Raw genomic sequence first — 20,067 nt, 5'->3', positions numbered from 1 at the left:
ACATCCAGAGTGGGGCGTTACTTGGTAAAAACTAATCTAATTACCATAATTTCTTGTTAAGTTAAATTAAACAACAATCATTATTACCCTAAATTAACGGGTAATTTAAATTTCAGTATCAAATAATTCAGGGTTACGGAGTAAACATACCATGCAGCAGCTTGTTGAGCAAATTGAAAAAATTGATTTCCAGAGCGAAACATACAAAGATGCCTATAGCCGGATTAATGCCATTGTGATTGAAGGAGAACAAGAAGCCCATGACAATTACATTACATTGGCTGAACTGTTACCAGAAAGCAAGGATGAATTGATTCGGCTCTCAAAAATGGAAAGCCGCCACAAAAAAGGATTTGAAGCTTGTGGACGGAATTTAAAAGTGACTCCAGATTTGGAATTTGCCAAGAAGTTTTTCTCTGGACTACACCAAAATTTCCAAACCGCAGCCAAAGAAGGTAAAGTTGTTACTTGTCTTCTGATTCAATCTTTGATTATCGAATGTTTTGCGATCGCTGCATATAACATCTACATTCCCGTAGCTGATGATTTTGCTCGTAAAATTACTGAAGGCGTAGTCAAAGAAGAGTATAGTCATCTCAACTTTGGTGAAGTCTGGCTGCAAGAACACTTTACAGAATCTAAAGCCGAACTAGAAGCAGCAAATCGCCAAAACCTTCCTATTGTCTGGCAAATGCTCAATCAAGTAGCAGATGATGCCAAGGTCTTGGCAATGGAAAAAGAAGCTTTGGTAGAAGACTTTATGATTCAATACGGTGAAGCATTAAGTAACATTGGCTTCACAACTCGTGACATCATGCGTCTTTCTGCCTACGGACTGGCAACCACCGTCTAGAGCGCAGGGGAGATGGGGAGATGGGGAGATAGGGAGATGGGGAGATGGGGAGAAATATTTACTTCCTGAACTCCTGAACTCCTGAACTCCTGCCTCCTTTCAGAAATTACGAAATCTTTACACCCTTTATATAGTATTTTTAAGAGTTAGGTATTATTTCCTGTTGATTAATTCCACGCTTTTCATAGCACACGCCTAATATATCACTAATGTTTGGTCTAATTGGACATCTGACTAGTTTAGAACACGCTCAATCCGTAGCTCAAGAATTGGGATACCCAGAATATGCCGACCAAGGGCTAGATTTTTGGTGTAGCGCACCACCACAAATTGTTGACCACATTACCGTCACCAGTATTACAGGCCAAAAAATTGAAGGGCGGTATGTAGAATCTTGCTTTTTGCCGGAAATGCTGGCAAATCGGCGCATTAAGGCGGCTACACGCAAAATCCTCAACGCTATGGCTCATGCTCAAAAGCATGGCATTGATATTACAGCTTTAGGTGGGTTTTCCTCAATTATTTTTGAGAACTTTAATTTAGAGCAGTTTAGCCAAGTCCGTAACGTCACATTAGATTTTGAACGCTTCACCACAGGTAATACTCATACTGCTTACATTATCTGTCGCCAGGTGGAAGAAGCTTCCAAACAACTGGGGATAGAACTATCAAAAGCAACTGTAGCAGTGTGTGGTGCAACAGGAGATATTGGTAGTGCAGTTACACGTTGGCTGGATAAAAAAACAGATGTCCAAGAGCTACTGCTGATAGCTCGTAATCAAGAACGTCTTCAAGAACTACAAGCTGAACTGGGACGGGGTAAAATTATGGGACTACAGGAAGCACTACCCCAAGCAGATATTGTAGTTTGGGTGGCGAGTATGCCTAAAGGTGTAGAAATAGATCCCACAGTATTGAAGCAGCCCTGTTTATTGATTGATGGCGGCTATCCTAAAAACTTAGGGACAAAAATTCAGCATCCGGGAGTGTATGTGTTAAACGGTGGAATTGTTGAGCATTCCCTGGATATTGACTGGAAAATCATGAAAATTGTCAATATGGAAGTTCCAGGCCGCCAATTATTTGCTTGTTTTGCCGAATCAATGCTGCTGGAATTTGAGAAGTTATACACAAACTTTTCTTGGGGACGCAATCAGATTACCGTAGACAAAATGGAGCATATTGGTCAAGTTTCCATTAAACATGGTTTTAGACCATTATTAGTTTAGGGACTGGGGATTGGGGATTGGGGATTGGTGACTGGGAAAGAAGGGAACAGGGAACAGGGAACAGGGAACAGGTAAAGATTTTTCCCAGTATCTCCCCATCTCCCCACCTCCCCACCTCCCCACCTCCCCACCTCCCCACCTCCCCCTGCCTCCCTATTCCCTATTCCCTATTCCCTATTCCCTAACTATGGCAATTACTGAACGCAAACCGCTACTGTTGGATTTTGAAAAGCCACTAGCAGAACTGGCTACCCGGATTGACCAAATTCGGCAACTTGCAGATGAAAATGGTGTAGATGTTTCTGGTCAAATTCGCCAACTGGAAACAAGGGCTACACAGCTGCGTGAGGAAATTTTCAGCAGTCTGACACCCTCTCAAAGACTGCAAGTAGCAAGACATCCGCGCCGTCCTAGTACCTTAGATTACATTCAGGCAATTAGTGATGAATGGATGGAGTTACATGGCGATCGCTGTGGAGGAGATGATCCGGCTTTAGTTGGTGGTGTCGGTCGTTTGGGTGGACAACCTGTGGTCATGTTGGGTCATCAAAAAGGCCGGGATACCAAAGATAACGTCGCCCGGAATTTTGGCATGGCTGCACCTGGAGGCTACCGGAAAGCCCTGCGGTTAATGGAACACGCCAATAAGTTTAGTATGCCCATTGTCACTTTTATTGATACTCCTGGTGCTTGGGCAGGAATAGAAGCGGAACATCAAGGACAAGGAGAAGCGATCGCCTATAATTTACGGCAAATGTTTTGCTTTGATGTGCCAATTCTCTGTACAGTTATTGGTGAAGGTGGTTCTGGTGGTGCTTTGGGTATTGGAGTAGGCGATCGCTTGCTGATGTTTGAACACTCCGTTTACACCGTTGCTACCCCAGAAGCCTGTGCAGCTATTTTGTGGAAAGATGCTGCTAAAGCCCCCCAAGCAGCCGTAGCCTTGAAAATTATTTCCCACGACCTCAAAAATTTGGGCATTATTGACCAAATATTACCTGAACCCATCGGTGGCGCTCATTCTGACCCATTGACAGCTGCAACTAATCTCAAACAAGCCCTGTTAGATAACTTGGATGAACTCAATCGCTTAACTCCCACTGAACGCCGCCAACTTCGCTATGAAAAATTCCGCAAAATTGGTGTCTTTACTGAACTTGCTCACTAAAAATAATAACTATAACTGATTAGCACATCAACAGTGCTATAATTGCCTATAGCAGCTTAAAGATTCTTAACAATCTGAGCGGCTATAGGTATTTGTGTTCTGTTTTAAGCAAACAAAACCAATCTGATTGGTGAATTTGCATAGTATTCAATAATCAGCCTTGAGTTTAGAACCTGATAAAGCAGGTCGATACTTTTTGATCTGACTGGTAAGGCTAATGATAGGCAATATACCCATATTGACAAGGCAATCTAGCACTAGTCAGCAAAAAATCAATTGATTTTTAGAATTATTTAATTTATGGGTGGCTGGTGAGTTAAATCACGGCCAAAAAATTTGGAGATAACATGAGTTTTGAGCAGAAACGACGCGCCTTAATTACTGGTGCAAGCAGTGGAATTGGGAAAGCAACGGCTTTAGCCTTTGCAAAAGCGGGAATAGATGTTGCCTTAATCAGCCGTTCTGGGGGCAAATTGGATGAGGTAGCAGCAGCAGCGAAAGAAATAGGAGTGGAAGCACAAGCCTTCACTATGGATCTCAGTTGTGTGTCCGAAGTACAAACCAAAATAGAGGCGATCGCTGATGAATTTGGCGACATAGATATTCTGGTTAACAATGCTGGTATGGGATATACAGGCAACTTAAGCGAAACTCCCCTAGAAGATTGGCAACAAGTAATTAACCTAAACCTCACCAGCGTCTTTGTGTGCATGATGGGAATTTTGCCAGGAATGAGACAGCGAGGTACTGGCACAATTGTCAACATTGCCTCCATTGCTGCCAAACAAGCTTTTGCCGGTTGGGGAGCATACTGTGTGAGTAAAGCTGGTTTACTAGCCCTTTCTCAAACCCTGGCACAAGAGGAACGAAACCACGGCATTCGTGTAACTGCAATTTGTCCAGGTGCTGTTAATACTGAAATTTGGGACACGGAAACAGTTCATGTTAACTTCGACCGTGACAAAATGTTAACTCCAGAAATAGTAGCTCAGACAATTCTGCACACTGTCTTGTTACCGCAACAAGCAGTCATTGAAGAATTGATCCTGATGTCTAACGCCGGCATTCTCTAATTAGTAATTGAGTCATTTATTTTTTTCATGACCAATGATTAATTACAAATTACAAATTACAAATTACCAAGACTTATACCATGACTATAGCTGGTTCTAACGGTTCCAATCGTTCACAATCTCCGCTGATTCCTGACTTATCACAAGCCATCAGTACCAGACCTGATCGCAATACTCATGATGGCAAGCAACCCAATTTGCGTCCACCCTCAGAGGAAAATATGGAGCAAATGATGGAAGCCGTGCGGACAATGCTCATCGGTGTTGGAGAAGATCCAGAACGGGAAGGACTACTCAAAACACCCAAGCGCGTAGCTGAAGCTATGATGTTTCTTACAGGTGGCTACAACCAATCTCTAGAAGAACTAGTGAATGGAGCTATCTTTGATGAAGGCCATGAAGAAATGGTGCTAGTTCGAGATATTAATTTCTTTAGTCTCTGTGAACATCATATGCTGCCATTTATGGGTAGAGCGCACGTTGCTTATATCCCTAATCAAAAAGTTGTCGGTTTAAGTAAGTTAGCGCGGCTTGTAGAAATGTATTCTCGTCGCTTGCAAGTTCAAGAAAGACTAACTCGACAAATTGCTGAAGCAGTGCAGACCATTCTCGAACCTAAAGGTGTGGCTGTGGTCATGGAAGCCAGCCATATGTGTATGGTGATGCGCGGTGTACAAAAACCTGGTTCTTGGACTGTGACAAGTTCTATGGTGGGTGTGTTCCAAGATGAGCAAAAAACCCGGGAAGAATTCTTGAATTTGATTCGTCATCAAGCATCATTCTTTTAGGAATTAGGATTTTTTAGAACTATCGCTCATCCTCAAAATACAGCAGGGGGTGAGCGATTGGTTTAGGTATTTTTATATCAAACAGGCTTGAATATCCTCTATTTCTAAATCGGGAAAGTCTTCTAAAATTTCATTTACACTGACATTTTCTGCTAACATTTCTAAAATATCGCTAACTCTAATTCTCATTCCCCGAATGCAAGGACGACCTCCACATTGACCAGGTATTTGTGTGATTCTAGTTAATAGTTGATTCATTGATTTAATTAAAGGTGATAATAAAAGATATTTTAGCATATTTTGGGTTTGGTATAGTAACGTTGGTTTGTATTATTTATCTTGCAAATCAATTGTAATTATAATATAATTATATTATTAACTTCAACTATCTAACCATGACAAGCATATCTATAGAACTGCCAGAAAGTATTTTTCACACATTAGGAAAATCCCAGGATGAATTAGCTAGAGAAATGAAAATAGCTGCTGCTGTAAAATGGTATGAATTGGGAGAAATATCTCAAGGTAAAGCGGCAGAAATAGCAGGTTTAAATAGAATTGAATTTATGGATCTTCTCATCCGTTATAAAGTTTCTCCATTTCAATATACTGCGGAAGAATTAGCTGAAGAAATTGCTTCTTTAGATGAATAGATATGAATAAAATAGTTATTAATACATCACCGTTAATTGTGCTATTTAAAAGCCAGCTTACCTACTTACTACCACAGCTATTTACAGAAATTATTGTTCCTAGTGGTGTATGGGGTGAAATTGTCAAAGCTGGTAAAATAGATATAGCATCTCAAGAATTACCTAATGCTAATTGGGCAAAACAAGTTACTATTTCGGAAATTTCTGCTTTAATTGTACCTTGGGGTATAGATTTGGGAGAATCTGAAGTTTTGACATTTGCTTTAGAAAATATTGGTTATCGTGCAGTTATTGATGATGCTGCTGCTAGAAAAGTAGCGAAAAGTTTAAATATTCCATTTATGGGAACTTTGGGAATATTAGTTTTAGCGAAGAAACAGGGGTTAATAACTTCTATTGATGAACCTATTCAAGTATTACAAAAAGCTGGTTTATGGTTATCTAATGATTTATTCAGGTTCTTAAAGAACAGGTTAATGAATAAATTATGAAATAATAAAGTAGGGGTTTAGGAATGCTAAACCCCTACAGTTTAATTACGTTTTAGAGAAATTTATTCACAAACCCGCCAATTTTCTATTTGTAAATTAGGAACTCTTTGAAATTCTCGAACGTTGGATGTAACAATAATGTGATTATGGGTTAATGCGGTTGCTGCAATGAGTACATCATAAGCACCAATAGGAGAACCTGCAATTTTTAGAATACCTCTAATCTCCGCCGCTTTTTCTGCTTCTTGTGAGTTAAAAGGTAAAACTGTAATTGAAGTTAAAAATGATTCAATTAAAGGCTGAATTTTAATGGCTTTTTGAGGATTAATTGCTAATCCATATTTTACTTCCATCACGGTTAAAGATGAAATAAAAATATCAGTAGGATAAATTGATTTTATTTTTTTTAATGTATTTTGTTCTCCTTTAACAAAATCACTTACTACGCAAGTATCTAGTAGATAACCCATAATTAGAATTGTATTTCTTGAGGTGGTAATAATTCATCTCGATAAGATTCAAAGATGATATTATCTGCTATACCTTGATGGTTAATAATTATTTCTGGCCAAGTGGTGGGTTTGGTGGGTAAGAATGTCACAAAAACACTGCTTTCTGTAATTCCCTGGGGTGTTTGTGAAAGTTCTATTTTGCCGTTTTTATAGATTCCTGGAATAGTTTGTAACATAGATTTTTCTGAGGTAGTGGTAAAACGATTAGGACTAGATTTAGTATAATCAAAATTATACTCTGGTAATAAATCATTGTTCATAAATCTTTTCTCTGTTTAAATATTCTGCTTTGATATCCAGTTTAAATGTAGAAAAATGATACTTAGGTTTTTTGATGGGAATAAAAGTAAATTCTTCTAAATAAAGTTGAGTTGCTTCTTTTAAACCTGTTATTGCTTGTTCTATTGTTTCTCCTTGATCTACTGTACCAACTTCTGGACATTCAGCAATATACATATCATCTTCTTTGTAGATTATGACTGTGAAACTGCGACTTTTCATAGTTTTCATGAGGGTTACATTTAGGTTTATTTTAACATTAAATGTAGGGGTTTATTATTGCTAAACCCTCAATTCTCCTTGACAAAGGAACATTAAATTAATATTATCTCATTTGCTTCTTGCAAAACTTGAGTAATATCAGGTTTATCAGAAGCAATTACATCATCAGGTAAATGTTTATGATGGGGAAAATTAGGTAAATTAGGAAAATGCGGTGTACTATCATAGCGAAAAACAAGCTGATTATTTCCGTCCTGAAAATGGTAACGATAATCAAGAAATTGTAATTGATTATCTGTGACTACAATAGCTTCATTTATTTCTAGTAAATGTGTCTGGTTAAAACGCAATCTAATTCTTAAATTAGCTCGATTTGGAGTTAAAATTTCTTCTTCGTAGCGTTCAACATAAACATTACTGTACAGAAGAACTGACTGCTCGATTTGATTGAGGTAATCAGATAGAATATTAGGCAGCATAGTTCAATCTTTGTTCTAATTCCTGACGCAAACCCAGATAATTACGGTAATCATTTGCCCATTCTATAAATAGGGTATCATCTGATAATTTACCTTGATTATATTGATGGAAAAATTCTTCAGAATCCATCTTTTGTTGATTTTCATACATACTTAGTCGTTTGGTAACGGCAACTAAGGCATCTAGTGGTGATGTATATTCAATAGTTTGTTTACGCATGGTTTTTTAAGTTTAATATTAAACTAATATAACATAAAAATAAGGATTTAGCATTGCCAAACCCTTACAGAATATCAAATATTTTCAATAATTTAATTCCTTTATTTTTCAGGAATAGCAGATAATAAATAACGTAAAGCACGATTTACTGCTTCTGATGTTTGAAAAACTTGAGCAACATCAGGATCAAGAATTACGGTAATTCTCTTTTCTGAGGTAGTAGCAAAACGATTAGGACGAGCTTTTGTATAATCGAAATTATACTCTGGTAATAAATCATCTGATTCAAAATCATCTTGCTGATTAATTGGTGTTTTGTTCATAGTCTTGTCTCTCTTTTTTAGTAGGTAAACGACAGCTAAAAATACGGATTAAATTACTTTTTCTTTCGGTAAAACAAACTAAAAGTAAGTGATTTTGATTTGAATAACCAATAATAATCTCTCTTTTTTCACCGAAGGAATGAGCCAAGTCATCAAATATCAAGGCAAATGGATCATCAAATACTGTTTTTGCTTCCTCAAAACTAATTCCATGTTTGTTGATGTTTATTTGCGCTTTATTTTCATCCCATTCAAATTCTACCCTCATATAAACCTATCATTCAAGTTTTTATCATTAAAATTATACTTGATGTTGAAGCGTTATCTGTTAACTGCTATGGAGATTTATACATCATTAGCAACTCTTGATTCTCGGTTAGCAGAAGCAGCTAGTCATTGTGGTGTTAGTTTGGTTGTTTTTGATTAGTTTAACCCATTGGTGGAGAATACAAGGTAAATTCAGGGATGAGAATATAATGGAATTAATAAAGATCCATATATCATAAGTAATTTTTCACCCTTAAATTCATTTATATTCTTCAGTAATCTCTCTACTGTTTGATAGTTTTGAACATTACCTTCTTGTTGAAAGATTTTTTTAGCAGTTTCTAAATCTTCAATTACTGATTTTTTTAATTGTTTAACTCTTTCTAAATCTTTAGTTTCTTGCTGTTTTTTAGATTGTAGAATCCTTTCTGATACAACACCATACATAATTCCTCTAAGATAATAACTTCCTGCATCGAGAGGATTAATACTAATTGCTCTTGTACAGTCACTAATCGCCAAATAAGCGTATTCCTCCCAATGTTCCTCTCCTGATGATAATAGACTTAATATAACTCCTCGATAATAGTAAGATTCTGCAAACTTAGGGTTAATTTCAATAGCTTTATTAAAATCAATAAATGCACGACTATAATCTTTTTTTTCAAAATAAGATATCCCCCTATTGTACCAAAGGAAGGAGGATTTAGGACTAATTTTAATGGCTTGATTGAAGTCGCTAATCGCTAGATTAATTTTTCCTGTTTCACGATATATATTACCACGATTATTGTATGATGTTACATCTGTGTTATTTAAATTAATAGCTTGAGTATAATCAGCAATTGCTAATTCTTTTTTTCCTTGTTCACCATATATCTGAGCGCGATTACTGTACACTCCTGGAAATTTGGGATTAATATTAATAGCTTGAGTATAATCAGCGATTGCTAATTCTTTCTTTCCTTGTTCTCTATATATATTACCACGATTATTGTAAGCCCCTGCAAAATTGGGATTAATATTAATAGCTTGAGTATAGTCAGTGATTGCTAAATCTAGTCGTTTTTGTTCTTCATAAATACCTCCCCTTAGTAGATAAACTTCTGAGGTTCTAGGATCAAGTTCAAGTGCTTTATTATAATTTTCAATAGCTTCATTATATTGTTTAGACTTCTCTAATAAATATCCACTTACTAAATACAATAAAGGTTCTTGTTTTTGTGATTCTTCTGCGGCTTTAATTCCTAAATTTATAGCTTCTAAAGCATTTTCATGTTTTTGAAACTGTCCTAAGATTATACTCTTTAATAAATAAGAACGATGAATTTCTTTAGTTTGTTTATTAATAGCCATATCAATAGTAGATAAAGCTAATTCATATTTGCCCTGAGATACCAAAATGAAAGAAATATTATAGTATACTTGCCATAGATTTTGATCTAGCTTAATAGCTTCTTCCATCGCCTCAATTGCTTTACTATATTCTTGAATTCTCCATAGTTTAATACCATATTCTAACCAACGAATACCTTTGTCAGTTTCATTAGGCGCAGAAGGTAGAGAAATCTTTATAGAACTTACATTCTCTGTAGAAGGTTCATTTTTAGCAATATTTAGTTTAGCTTCAGGCAAATTCCATAAAGTCTCTTTCTGTAAAAATAAAAAAGTCTGAACAGATAAACCTAAACTATATCCTACAATATCTGTTTCTGCATAATTATGAATACCGATTAACCGACCTTCTGTATCCCAAATACCTCCTCCACTCATCCCTGAATAGCCTTCATTTGTATATACTAAATCATATCCTCTTTTGTAAAGTTTTCTTGTACTTAAAGTTCCTGAATCTAATGTACTAAATATCGCTCCCACACTAAACAAAGAAGGATGATTTAATTCTTCTCCCTTCCAACCATAAAGAAAAACATATTGTTCCTTTAACGCATAATCCCCCAAAGTAGCAACTTGATAAACCTGAGAACTACGAAACTGTAAAACAGCCATATCAAGTCCCTTTCTAGTGCGAATAGTCTGATTATCCACCTTATATACTTGTTTATCAGGTGCAACAACTTGATACTCCTGTTTATTTTCCACCACATGAGCAGCAGTTAACACATAATAAATATCATTATCCTTAGCAATAATTACCCCGCTACCAATACCACCATTAGCCTGTTTAATCTGCACCGAAGACTGTTTAGCAATATCTAAAACCTTAGCCGGAATACCCCCAACTTTCCTAATTACCCTCTCAGGAAACAAAGCTAAATCAGGTGCAGCTTCATCTACTAAATTAATCGCAATACCCCAACTATAATTACCCCATTCCTTTAAAGTTTTCTCATCAGGTTGTTCACCTTGTAAATAGCGAAAATCTGTTTGTAAAACCGGGTGAGCAATTTTACTATTTATCCCCACCAAATAACCTTTTTCATTAATAATTGCTCCTCCACTCATCCCCTGTTGAATATCATTATCATAAGCTATTTGCTGTCCTTTAATTAACGGCTGATTTAAAAATAATTTCGCTGTACCTTTGGTAGTTTGCAAATTACCTTTAACATATCCTCCAGCAAATACCTTTTCTCCTGGTTTAATATTCTCTTCCCCTAAACCAGCAACTAAATAAGTTGTTTCACTGCTAAAAGTCAATTTAGCTAAATCATATAAATCATCTTTTTTATTATCTTGTCTATCTACCTTAGAAAATTCAACGGGATAAACTTGATTATCAGGAGTGACAATTTTCACAGATTTAGCATTTTCTATCACATGATAATTAGTGAGAACTGTATAAAATCCGTTTTGTTTTTTAATAATTGTTCCTGAAGCTGCTTCTTTATCATCAACTATGACTTTTACAGTAATTTCTTTTAAGACATTCTTTAATTCTGATTCTGATAATGTCCCTGGTTTGCGTGCGAATAGGGAAGAACTACAACCAGTGATAATAATCGGAGAAGCGGGAAATAGGAGGAGGAATAATAATAATAAATGGGATAATTTGTGTAATTTCATAGATGGTACGCCTGGTAATATTTATTTGGTAATTGGTTAATTTTCGGTTTGTTTCATAACCCGTCGGGGAATAAATTCCCCGTCTAATAGCGGAAGTCCGTTAAAACGGACTAAAAAATTCTTCCATGTAGTCGGTTTCAACCGACTTTAGCTTTGAGACAGGGAATTTATTCCCTGGCTGACTGGCTAAAATGAATTAAACTGGATACACTGAATAATTTTTGTTGGGTTGCAGTATCGCTTAACCCAACCTACAATTTTTGCAATTTTTATTGATTAGCTTGATTTTGTTCTAACCAATTTTCTAAATCTGTCAACACAGAAAAATCTAACAAATCTTCAGCTAATGTTTCTACCTTTTCTATAGACAACTGTTCAATCTTGGGTAATAAAACATCAGGAACTTTACCAAAGCGGCGGTTTAATAGTCGTATAACTAGAGATACCGCTTCTGTTTTTGCTCCTAGTTCTTTCCAGTCTCTAATTGCTCTAGGTTCTTCTGTAATTGGTCCTAATAACATGAGTTCTACTTCCTCTCTAGTTAATTTGTTGAATTTGTAAGTCATTATTTTCGTAACTAAATCTATTATCGCTTGTTTTTCTAGGTTGTCTACCTCCGTATTTTGGGCTTTTTTTAGTAAAGTTTTAGCCGCTTCTCTGGCTTTATTTTCAGGAGTATTGGTTAGTAACATTAACCCTATTCCTAAAGATTGGTTTTCTAAATCTCCTAATTCATCAAGATATATTCTCTTGACTTTGTAACTATCTACCAATACATCATGAATAAGGTAATTAGATGGTTCTAAATTACGTGATGGAAAAATTATGACTCCAAACCAGTTGTCATACCTAACTTTATGACGATAGAGAAATGTGAGTATCTCAGTGAAGAACCGATGATACAAATCTTTATCTTCTTGAAATTGAACTTCAGCAAAAAATGCTATTTTGGGATTAGCATGATCAGGAGGTAAAAATACTCCATCAATTCTAAATGCTGTTTCTTTGACTTCTATGGAATCAAATTGATAGTCTGCTGCTTCTGGAGGTTTTTGATCTACCAGTTCAAAGATTAAACCGGGAAATTGTTTAAATAGCTGATAGAAAAGGGTGTCTCGACGCATGGTAAATTTTATTTATCCTTATTTATTAAACACCTTGAAAATATCCACAGTACAAGTTAAATTAGCACCTGTTTGTTGTGGTACTGCACAGGAATCTTGTTCATCTGCTTCTGAAGCATCACCATTTAATACCGCAGTAAATTTTTTTAATTTGTAGTCAGGATCATCTGATTCTAATAATGTTAAAATCAAAGTATGACATTCTTTTCCTGTGGTGGTACATAAAGACTTAAATCTTTGATTAGGATTATTTTCTGCTTCCGTATAACCCCAGGTTAAAGTTTTCAAAGTTCCGTTATCATAAGCAGTTTGTAACCGGGGTGTGACTTCTTCACATCTCCGTTGTGGAGGAAAACCAGCTTTGATAAAGTCGGTGCGTTTCCACACTATTAAATCTCTTGTTTGGTTTTGATATTTAACTTTAGTGGTGTGTTCTCCGTTCTTGTCTGTTTCACAGGAGAAAACGACTTTTTTAGGTTCTTCGCATCCTGTTAATATGAGATTGACAATAAACAAACTGATAAATAACAACCACCGATAACTTTTCATAATGGTAAATTTGGGGTTATTCAAACATTACTTGTAGTATAGTATAATTTACTGTTGCTATTGTATAATTTTTTTGTAAATAATTGTTGAATTAATAACCTCGTTCCCAGTCTCTGACTGGGAATGAATAATGGAAGTCTCTGACTTCCGTTTTTGTAAAGTCTGAGATTCTGACTTCCGTTTTTGTAGAGTCATAAACTCTGACTTCCGTGTTAGTCGAGTCGGAGACTCTATTAAAGCATTCCCAGTCAGAGACTGGGAACGAGATAACGAGATATCTGTCACCTATCACTTGCTATATCTGTCACCCAAGCTTTAATTACATAATCTCCTAACCCCTCATTTTCTGGTTTAATTTTCAATTCATACTCACCCTTTTCTACCATAATAGAAGCTGTAAAATTATCATCTTGAATTGCTACATCTTCCACTTTCATAAAACTCTCATCTTTTAATTTACGAATTGTGAAAATAGGACGAAAATCTTTACTAACTACTTCCACTGTTAAATATTGTCTTTTGTCACTTTTAAAATTATAGACATCAAAAGGTTTACCACTGACTAATTCTTTTTGATCAGAGGATGTCAATTGACCTAATTTTTCTCTACCATCAGCTATTAATTGCTCATCAGATTTTGTGAATATAGTCGTTATAGCTATGACTACACCAATAATTACGATAATTCCTGAAATTCCACTAATAATTAATTGCCAGGGAATAGGGGGTTTTGGTGGTGTGGGTGGTTTTGGTAGTGTTTTATTTACAGTTAATGCTGTTAATGCTTCAGTTGCATTTTGAAACCGATTTTTATAATCTTCACAAATCATCTTATTTAAAAAATCAGCAAATTCAGCACTAACATTTACTGTTGTTTGCCAATTTTTAGCTAAGTTAGGTGTAAAAGAAGGATCTTCTCCTGTGATTGCAAAAACTCCAATCATTCCGATGGAATAAATATCACTCGCAAAAGATACGAATCCTAATAACATTTCGGGTGCAATATATCCCGGTGTCCCTCCTAAAATTGATGCAAGTTTTATCCCTACAAATGTTATTTCTTTGACTAAACCAAAATCAATAATAACTAATTTATGATCTTCCCTTCTGCGAATAATGTTTTCTGGTTTGATATCTCGATGAATGACTGCATAATCTTTGTTGTTTTTGATGTCTTGGATATATTCAACAATTTCTAGAATTTCCGTCAACAAAGATTTAACTTTATCTTCTGATAATTTCTTACCCTGTTGAATTTCTGCACTTAAAGAATGTCCTTCTATATATTCCTGGACATAAAATTCTTCTCCTAATTCTGTAAACCGTTCATGAATGGCAGGAATTTGATTATATGTTTCCCCCAGGTTTGCTAATGCTTGGGTTTCTTTTCTAAAAAGTCGTAAATAGTTAGACCAAACTTGATTTATTTTCTCTTGTTGTTCTGCTAGGGGTAAATGCTCAATTTTTAAACTTACAGGTGTCGGTTTTTTCAGTTGTTTGATAACTAAAATTCTTTGGTTGGGATGATTTCGATCTTTGACTTTATAGGTAATACCAAATCCGGTTTTAGTAGATAAAATATCTATGATTTGATAACGATCTCGGAGAATAGCACCAATGGGTAAAATGTTATTCATATTTATTGTTAAAGTTTTTATGAGTTTTTAGGTTGCGCTGTTGCTTAACCCAACCTACAATTTTGAGAAGATTCTCAATTTTGTTGTATTATAAATTGCCTTTTACTTAATATTGAATGATATGAATGAAATTTATACAACTGATGTCTTAGTCGTCGGAGGAGGAACCGGTGGAACTGCGGCCGCTATCCAAGCAGCACGCAGAGGCGCTAAAACTATCCTCGTTAGCGAATTTCCCTGGTTAGGTGGAATGTTAACATCTGCTGGCGTATCTGCACCCGATGGCAATGAATTACAATCTTTTCAAACAGGCTTATGGGGAGCATTTATCCAAGAATTACGCCAACGACAACCAGGAGGACTAGATAATAGTTGGGTGAGCTTTTTCAGTTATGATCCGCGTATAGGTGCAGAAATTTTTGCAGACTGGGTAAAGGAATTACCTAACTTACAATGGATATCAGGAAAAGTACCTTTAGAAGTATTGCGTCAGTCCGACTGTATTACAGGTGTACGCTTTGCAGATTTCACAGTCAACGCCAAAGTTATTCTTGATGGTACAGAATTAGGCGATTTATTGGCTTTAGGGGAAGTACCTTATCGTTGGGGCTGGGAACTAAAGTCAGAGTGGGGAGAACCTAGCGCACCAGAAAGTTTTAACTCCCTTACCGAACAATACCCTGTACAAGCGCCGACTTGGGTCGTGACAATGGAAGATTTTGGGGAAAATGTCGCCCCAGAAATTCTAAGAGCGCCTAATTATGACCCATCTTTATTTACAGGCGCTTGGGATGATTATGGAGCAGAAAAATTTTTAAACTATGGACGTTTGCCAGGAAATCGGTTTATGATTAACTGGCCTATTTGTGGCAACGACTACGGCCAAGATATCGGGCGTTTGATAGAGTCAAAGATAGCAAGACGTGAGTTTATCCAAGAATGTTTCTGGCATAGTCAAAACTTTGCCCATTTTATTCAAACTCACCTTGGTAAACGCTACGGTTTAGCACAAGGAGTTTTTCCTAGTCTCTCTCCAGCTTTTGCGCTTCATCCCTATTTTCGGGAAAGTCGCCGCTTAGAGGGACTCATTACTGTCTCTGAGCAAGATATTTTGCCCATTGCAGACGGTCGAGTTGCAGCTAAGTTTGATGATGCGGTTGCTATTGGAAACTACGCCAACGATCACCATTATCCGGGTGTTAAGTTCTCGCTGCAACCTAAATCTATTCGCTGGGGAGGACGTTGGACGGGAACGCCTTTCACTATTCCTTATCGTTCTCTGATTCCTAAGTCTACAGATGGTTTGCTAGTTTGTGAAAAAAATATTTCCGTGTCCCATATTGCTAATGGGGCAACGAGACTACAACCGGTAGTGATGGGTATTGGTCAAGCAGCGGGTATGGCTGCTGCTCTCTGTTGTGAGCTAAATTGTCAGCCCAGGGATTTACCTGTGAGGATGCTGCAAACGGCTTTATTAAATGATGAGCAATGTCCAACGGCAATTGTTCCCCTGTTCAATTTACCAATCAATCATCCAGAGTGGTTAGACTGGCAAATTCATTATTTAAACAATCCAGAAGTTTATCCTGCCAGTGGTAATTGTCCTGGTTTATCGGTTAATCAGTGTGATTACTTGAATCTTGACCGTTTCATAGGCCTTTTTAATCGCCTAGACCAACAAGATTACAGATTTACTATCACAAACTCAACTGAATTATCACCGACAAATTGGCAGATTGTGACTTTGGAATCTTCTGTGGATGAGCAATTGCAACTCCTAAGCCAAAATCAAAAGCTTGTTATTTGGGGTCATACCAATTCATCTGGTAACTGGCTACTTGTCGAACATATCGACGAAGTATAAAATTGGTTTTCTTGCAGTTAAATACAATACTTTTTTATAAATCGTCCGGATCATTAGAGAAAAGCTAAGTATCAGTGAAGTAGAGAGTTCTAAAATAGACATCTACTATGCGTGCTGCCATTTCACTTTTAGTATCGAGTCTGGTCTTCGGCTCCTTAGCTTTTAACTACGAAGCAATGTTAACTAGCATTTCCTATTTGCTGATTGCTAATTCTAGTTCTGGAGAGCTACTGGCTGACAATTCTAAACCAGGACCTAACCAACCAGAACAACCAGCCCCTCATCGCGGTAGTGGACGTAAAGAGTCAATGGAATTTTTCGGCAATATCCATTCCCTTGTTTGAAAACCCCAGCTTCAGACCGCTTGTAGGAGAATTCGTTGCCAGCAAAACCATCAAATTACGGAATAACTGGGTGTTTATCGTCCTTTACACAAGTTCTAGAACAGAGACATAGACAGTTAAAGCACTACATAACTCAGTCATCGTTCCAAAATTTACTTTCTTTGACAGAGATATAGACAGTTAAAGCACTACATAACTCAGTCATCGTTCCAAAATTTATATTCTCTGACAAAGACACAACCAGTTAAAGCACTACACAGCTTCACAAATCAACAACAGTTGAGTATTTCCTCAAAAAATCCGGTAATTGTTTGAGATTCATGGAACAGCTTATTAGTGTAGTGGTGGGTTCAGATATCTATTAAAACTGATTAATACGATTTGTGACCCTGCCTCTACTGTTAATTCACAATCTCAAATCCAAAGTTGGCATGATGAACAATCAGCAGTGATGCCGCTGAAGGAAATGATTATTTCTGCGTTGCTTTAAGCTGGCTTATAAGCAATAAAATATTTACTCAGAAAGTGGACTTGTATCTCTATATCTTGAAAGCCCACTTTCTCTAACCTCTCTACGCTTCACTTTGGACACTCTCCTACGCCTACTGATTGAGCCAATACCCCTCTTCTTTATTTCCTTCTTTCCCAATTACCTATTGCCTTTTCCCACTGACAACTGTTAACTGTTAACTGACAACTGTTAACTGTTAATTATGTCCTACTATCAAACACCCATCAAATATCCCACTACTAGCAAAAGTAATCAAGTTGATAATTATCACGGTACTGTGGTTGTAGACTCTTACCGGGCATTAGAAGACCCGGACGCAGAACAAACAAAAGCTTGGGTCGATGCACAAAATCAAGTTACTTTTGCATACCTCAAAGAAATTCCTGCCAGGGAAAAAATTAAACAGCGTCTCAGAAAATTGTGGGATTATGAAAAATATGGTACTCCTTTTAAAGAAGGTAAAAGTTACTTTTATTTCAAAAACGATGGACTGCAAAATCAAAGTGTTCTTTACACTCTCCCCAATTTAGATGCAGAACCTAGAGTTTTACTAGACCCTAACAAACTTTCAAAAGATGGCACAGTTGCACTTTCTGGAATTGCCATTAGTGAAAATGGTCAACTTTTAGCATACAGTTTATCTATATCTGGTTCAGATTGGCAAGAATGGAAAGTTAGGGATATTGTCACAGGTGAAGATTTACAAGACCATCTACAATGGGTTAAATTTTCTGGTGCATCTTGGACTCATGACCATCAAGGTTTTTTCTATAGTCGTTATGATCAACCAAATGAAAAAACAAAATTAGAGGATGTTAATTATTACCAAAAACTTTATTATCACAAAATTGGTACATCTCAATCAGAAGACATATTAATTTACCATCGTCCTGATCAAAAAGAATGGGGTTTTGGTGGTGAAGTTACAGAAGATGGCAAATATCTAATTATTTCCGTTTGGCTAGGAACTGATTCTAGAAACTTGGTTTTTTATAAAGATTTGACTAACCCTAATTCTGAAGTTGTCGAACTAATTAATCTATTTGAAGCTAACTACAGCTTTATTAATAATGATGATCAGGTTTTCTATTTTCGGACAAATTTAAATGCACCACGGGGCAGAGTTATTGCCATCGATACTCAAAATTTAGCTTCAGAAAATTGCTTAGAAATTATTCCCCAATCCGACGAAACATTAGAAAGTGTAGGCATTTTAAATAATCAATTTGTGGCTGATTATCTTCAAAATGCTCAAAGCCAAATTAAGATATTTGACTTAAAAGGTCATTTTATTAGAGAAGTTGAATTACCTGGTATTGGTTCAGCAGGTGGTTTTGGTGGGAAGCGAGATGATACAGAAACATTTTATAGTTTTACCAGCTTTACTACTCCAGGAACTATCTACCACTACGATATGAAAACGGGGAAAAGTGAAATTTTTCGTCAGCCCCAGGTAGATTTCAAGCCTGATGAATATGAGACAAAACAGGTATTTTATCAAAGTAAAGATGGTACACAAATACCGATGTTTATTACTCATAAAAAAGGTATTCAACTAGATGGCAATAACCCAATTTATCTTTATGGATATGGTGGTTTTAATATTTCCTTAACTCCCAATTTTTCCGTTAGTTTGTTGGTATGGATGGAAATGGGGGGAGTTTATGCTGTTCCTAATTTGCGCGGTGGTGGTGAATATGGGGAAGAATGGCATCAAGCAGGAATGAAGGAGAAAAAGCAAAATGTTTTTGATGATTTTATTGCTGCGGCTGAATGGTTAATTGCTAATAATTACACCAAACCTGCAAAATTGGCTATTGGTGGTGGTAGTAATGGTGGTTTGTTGGTGGGAGCTTGTATGACACAACGTCCTGATTTATTTGCTGCTGCTTTACCCGCAGTTGGTGTCATGGATATGTTGCGTTTCCATCAATTTACTATTGGTTGGGCTTGGGTAGCTGAATATGGTTCTTCGGAAAATGTGGAGGAGTTTAAAACTCTTTATGCTTATTCCCCGTTGCATAATTTAAAGTCGGGGACAGCTTATCCTGCTACTTTAATTACTACTGCTGATCATGATGATAGAGTAGTTCCTGCCCATAGTTTTAAGTTTGCGGCAACTTTGCAGGAATGTCATGGTGGGGATGCGCCTGTGTTGATTAGAATTGAAACGAAAGCTGGACACGGTGCAGGTAAACCAACGGCGAAAATTATTGAAGAAGCGGCTGATAAGTGGGCATTTTTGGTGAGGGTTTTGGGGGTTGAGGTTTAGTTTTTGGGTGGGTAATTCCCACCTTATACACTTTAACTTTATCAATTTAGGGTGGTACGTCTATTTCTGAAACCAAAAAATCAACTTTGAGATATTTATTCACCAATTATGTGTTTGTATTTGTATCCAAATCAGTGAAAATACTATTCTTTAAAAATACCATTCAAGTGTAAACTACTAGTAAT

22 protein-coding genes are annotated in these 20,067 nt (G+C 36.5%); 10 read left to right on the top strand and 12 right to left on the bottom strand.

Annotated elements, in window-relative coordinates:
* Positions 1–151 precede the first annotated feature (151 nt).
* The 5 genes from VB694_RS15760 (at position 152) to folE (ending at position 5,111) form a co-directional block, all read left to right on the top strand.
* The gene (locus VB694_RS15760) at positions 152–853 is read left to right on the top strand and encodes an aldehyde oxygenase (deformylating) (protein WP_323361271.1); all 702 of its coding nucleotides are present in this window, start codon (positions 152–154) and stop codon (positions 851–853) included.
* 209 nt (positions 854–1,062) lie between these two features.
* Positions 1,063–2,082, top strand: a complete 1,020-nt coding sequence (locus tag VB694_RS15755; RefSeq protein ID WP_323361270.1) for a long-chain acyl-[acyl-carrier-protein] reductase — start codon at positions 1,063–1,065, stop codon at positions 2,080–2,082.
* Between the two features lie 187 nt (positions 2,083–2,269).
* Complete coding sequence (locus VB694_RS15750; RefSeq protein ID WP_323361269.1) at positions 2,270–3,250, top strand: acetyl-CoA carboxylase carboxyltransferase subunit alpha; 981 nt, start codon at positions 2,270–2,272, stop codon at positions 3,248–3,250.
* Between the two features lie 347 nt (positions 3,251–3,597).
* The gene (locus VB694_RS15745) at positions 3,598–4,323 is read left to right on the top strand and encodes an SDR family oxidoreductase (RefSeq protein WP_323361268.1); all 726 of its coding nucleotides are present in this window, start codon (positions 3,598–3,600) and stop codon (positions 4,321–4,323) included.
* 80 nt (positions 4,324–4,403) lie between these two features.
* A complete protein-coding gene (gene folE, locus VB694_RS15740; protein ID WP_323361267.1) occupies positions 4,404–5,111 on the top strand; it encodes a GTP cyclohydrolase I FolE in 708 nt (235 codons plus the stop codon).
* Between the two features lie 72 nt (positions 5,112–5,183).
* Here folE and VB694_RS15735 read toward each other — a convergent pair whose 3' ends face one another.
* Complete coding sequence (locus VB694_RS15735; RefSeq protein WP_323361313.1) at positions 5,184–5,369, bottom strand: DUF433 domain-containing protein; 186 nt, start codon at positions 5,367–5,369, stop codon at positions 5,184–5,186.
* A gap of 137 nt (positions 5,370–5,506) precedes the next feature.
* Between VB694_RS15735 and VB694_RS15730 the strand changes: the two genes are divergently transcribed.
* A complete protein-coding gene (locus VB694_RS15730) occupies positions 5,507–5,764 on the top strand; it encodes a UPF0175 family protein (protein ID WP_323361266.1) in 258 nt (85 codons plus the stop codon).
* Between the two features lie 2 nt (positions 5,765–5,766).
* Positions 5,767–6,255 carry a DUF3368 domain-containing protein gene (locus tag VB694_RS15725; protein WP_323361265.1) on the top strand — a complete coding sequence of 163 codons (489 nt, stop codon included), beginning with the start codon at positions 5,767–5,769 and terminating at the stop codon, positions 6,253–6,255.
* 62 nt (positions 6,256–6,317) lie between these two features.
* Here VB694_RS15725 and VB694_RS15720 read toward each other — a convergent pair whose 3' ends face one another.
* From VB694_RS15720 to VB694_RS15670, 11 genes are all read right to left on the bottom strand, one after another.
* Positions 6,318–6,725, bottom strand: a complete 408-nt coding sequence (locus VB694_RS15720) for a type II toxin-antitoxin system VapC family toxin (RefSeq protein ID WP_323361264.1) — start codon at positions 6,723–6,725, stop codon at positions 6,318–6,320.
* A 2-nt stretch (positions 6,726–6,727) separates the two neighbouring features.
* On the bottom strand, positions 6,728–6,943 hold the full coding sequence (locus VB694_RS15715; RefSeq protein ID WP_323361310.1) for a hypothetical protein: 216 nt from the start codon (positions 6,941–6,943) through the stop codon (positions 6,728–6,730).
* 73 nt (positions 6,944–7,016) lie between these two features.
* Entirely contained in the window at positions 7,017–7,277 is a 261-nt protein-coding gene (locus VB694_RS15710; protein WP_323361263.1) for a type II toxin-antitoxin system HicB family antitoxin, read from the bottom strand.
* Positions 7,278–7,360: 83 nt separating this feature from the next.
* On the bottom strand, positions 7,361–7,747 hold the full coding sequence (gene tumE / locus VB694_RS15705) for a toxin TumE (RefSeq protein WP_323361262.1): 387 nt from the start codon (positions 7,745–7,747) through the stop codon (positions 7,361–7,363).
* Entirely contained in the window at positions 7,737–7,967 is a 231-nt protein-coding gene (gene tumA / locus VB694_RS15700) for an antitoxin TumA (RefSeq protein ID WP_323361261.1), read from the bottom strand. The genes tumE and tumA overlap by 11 nt, the downstream gene beginning before the upstream one ends.
* Positions 7,968–8,068: 101 nt before the next feature.
* Positions 8,069–8,290 (bottom strand): hypothetical protein, encoded by a 222-nt coding sequence (locus tag VB694_RS15695; protein WP_323361260.1) that lies wholly within the window; start codon positions 8,288–8,290, stop codon positions 8,069–8,071.
* On the bottom strand, positions 8,271–8,558 hold the full coding sequence (locus VB694_RS15690; RefSeq protein ID WP_323361259.1) for a BrnT family toxin: 288 nt from the start codon (positions 8,556–8,558) through the stop codon (positions 8,271–8,273). Before VB694_RS15690 ends, VB694_RS15695 begins: the two co-directional genes overlap by 20 nt.
* A gap of 191 nt (positions 8,559–8,749) precedes the next feature.
* Positions 8,750–11,581, bottom strand: a complete 2,832-nt coding sequence (locus tag VB694_RS15685) for a tetratricopeptide repeat-containing serine protease family protein (RefSeq protein ID WP_323361258.1) — start codon at positions 11,579–11,581, stop codon at positions 8,750–8,752.
* Between the two features lie 269 nt (positions 11,582–11,850).
* Entirely contained in the window at positions 11,851–12,705 is an 855-nt protein-coding gene (locus VB694_RS15680) for a DUF2887 domain-containing protein (RefSeq protein WP_323361257.1), read from the bottom strand.
* A gap of 18 nt (positions 12,706–12,723) precedes the next feature.
* Positions 12,724–13,254, bottom strand: coding sequence for a COP23 domain-containing protein (locus VB694_RS15675; protein WP_323361256.1), 531 nt, complete (start codon positions 13,252–13,254; stop codon positions 12,724–12,726).
* Between the two features lie 281 nt (positions 13,255–13,535).
* Positions 13,536–14,891, bottom strand: coding sequence for a serine/threonine-protein kinase (locus tag VB694_RS15670; protein ID WP_323361255.1), 1,356 nt, complete (start codon positions 14,889–14,891; stop codon positions 13,536–13,538).
* Positions 14,892–15,012: 121 nt separating this feature from the next.
* Here VB694_RS15670 and VB694_RS15665 point away from each other — a divergent pair, with 121 nt between their 5' ends.
* From VB694_RS15665 to VB694_RS15655, 3 genes are all read left to right on the top strand, one after another.
* On the top strand, positions 15,013–16,755 hold the full coding sequence (locus VB694_RS15665; protein ID WP_323361254.1) for an FAD-dependent oxidoreductase: 1,743 nt from the start codon (positions 15,013–15,015) through the stop codon (positions 16,753–16,755).
* 107 nt (positions 16,756–16,862) lie between these two features.
* A complete protein-coding gene (gene patX / locus VB694_RS15660) occupies positions 16,863–17,099 on the top strand; it encodes a heterocyst-inhibiting protein PatX (RefSeq protein WP_323361253.1) in 237 nt (78 codons plus the stop codon).
* A 713-nt stretch (positions 17,100–17,812) separates the two neighbouring features.
* Positions 17,813–19,882: a prolyl oligopeptidase family serine peptidase gene (locus VB694_RS15655; protein ID WP_323361252.1), complete on the top strand. Its 2,070-nt coding sequence runs from the start codon at positions 17,813–17,815 to the stop codon at positions 19,880–19,882.
* Positions 19,883–20,067 lie beyond the last annotated feature (185 nt).

Origin of the sequence: Anabaena sp. UHCC 0451 (genome assembly GCF_034931405.1) — a bacterium.
Classification (GTDB): domain Bacteria; phylum Cyanobacteriota; class Cyanobacteriia; order Cyanobacteriales; family Nostocaceae; genus RDYJ01.
The sequence above is the reverse complement of the archived record's forward strand: the minus strand, read 5'-3'. Positions and strand labels throughout refer to the sequence as shown.

Coding starts and splice junctions, on each gene's coding strand:
- VB694_RS15760 (WP_323361271.1), top strand. CDS start 152: ATGCAGCAGCTTGTTGAGCAAATTGAAAAAATTGATTTCCAGAGCGAA.
- VB694_RS15755 (WP_323361270.1), top strand. CDS start 1,063: ATGTTTGGTCTAATTGGACATCTGACTAGTTTAGAACACGCTCAATCC.
- VB694_RS15750 (WP_323361269.1), top strand. CDS start 2,270: ATGGCAATTACTGAACGCAAACCGCTACTGTTGGATTTTGAAAAGCCA.
- VB694_RS15745 (WP_323361268.1), top strand. CDS start 3,598: ATGAGTTTTGAGCAGAAACGACGCGCCTTAATTACTGGTGCAAGCAGT.
- folE (WP_323361267.1), top strand. CDS start 4,404: ATGACTATAGCTGGTTCTAACGGTTCCAATCGTTCACAATCTCCGCTG.
- VB694_RS15735 (WP_323361313.1), bottom strand. CDS start 5,369: ATGAATCAACTATTAACTAGAATCACACAAATACCTGGTCAATGTGGA.
- VB694_RS15730 (WP_323361266.1), top strand. CDS start 5,507: ATGACAAGCATATCTATAGAACTGCCAGAAAGTATTTTTCACACATTA.
- VB694_RS15725 (WP_323361265.1), top strand. CDS start 5,767: ATGAATAAAATAGTTATTAATACATCACCGTTAATTGTGCTATTTAAA.
- VB694_RS15720 (WP_323361264.1), bottom strand. CDS start 6,725: ATGGGTTATCTACTAGATACTTGCGTAGTAAGTGATTTTGTTAAAGGA.
- VB694_RS15715 (WP_323361310.1), bottom strand. CDS start 6,943: ATGTTACAAACTATTCCAGGAATCTATAAAAACGGCAAAATAGAACTT.
- VB694_RS15710 (WP_323361263.1), bottom strand. CDS start 7,277: ATGAAAACTATGAAAAGTCGCAGTTTCACAGTCATAATCTACAAAGAA.
- tumE (WP_323361262.1), bottom strand. CDS start 7,747: ATGCTGCCTAATATTCTATCTGATTACCTCAATCAAATCGAGCAGTCA.
- tumA (WP_323361261.1), bottom strand. CDS start 7,967: ATGCGTAAACAAACTATTGAATATACATCACCACTAGATGCCTTAGTT.
- VB694_RS15695 (WP_323361260.1), bottom strand. CDS start 8,290: ATGAACAAAACACCAATTAATCAGCAAGATGATTTTGAATCAGATGAT.
- VB694_RS15690 (WP_323361259.1), bottom strand. CDS start 8,558: ATGAGGGTAGAATTTGAATGGGATGAAAATAAAGCGCAAATAAACATC.
- VB694_RS15685 (WP_323361258.1), bottom strand. CDS start 11,581: ATGAAATTACACAAATTATCCCATTTATTATTATTATTCCTCCTCCTA.
- VB694_RS15680 (WP_323361257.1), bottom strand. CDS start 12,705: ATGCGTCGAGACACCCTTTTCTATCAGCTATTTAAACAATTTCCCGGT.
- VB694_RS15675 (WP_323361256.1), bottom strand. CDS start 13,254: ATGAAAAGTTATCGGTGGTTGTTATTTATCAGTTTGTTTATTGTCAAT.
- VB694_RS15670 (WP_323361255.1), bottom strand. CDS start 14,891: ATGAATAACATTTTACCCATTGGTGCTATTCTCCGAGATCGTTATCAA.
- VB694_RS15665 (WP_323361254.1), top strand. CDS start 15,013: ATGAATGAAATTTATACAACTGATGTCTTAGTCGTCGGAGGAGGAACC.
- patX (WP_323361253.1), top strand. CDS start 16,863: ATGCGTGCTGCCATTTCACTTTTAGTATCGAGTCTGGTCTTCGGCTCC.
- VB694_RS15655 (WP_323361252.1), top strand. CDS start 17,813: ATGTCCTACTATCAAACACCCATCAAATATCCCACTACTAGCAAAAGT.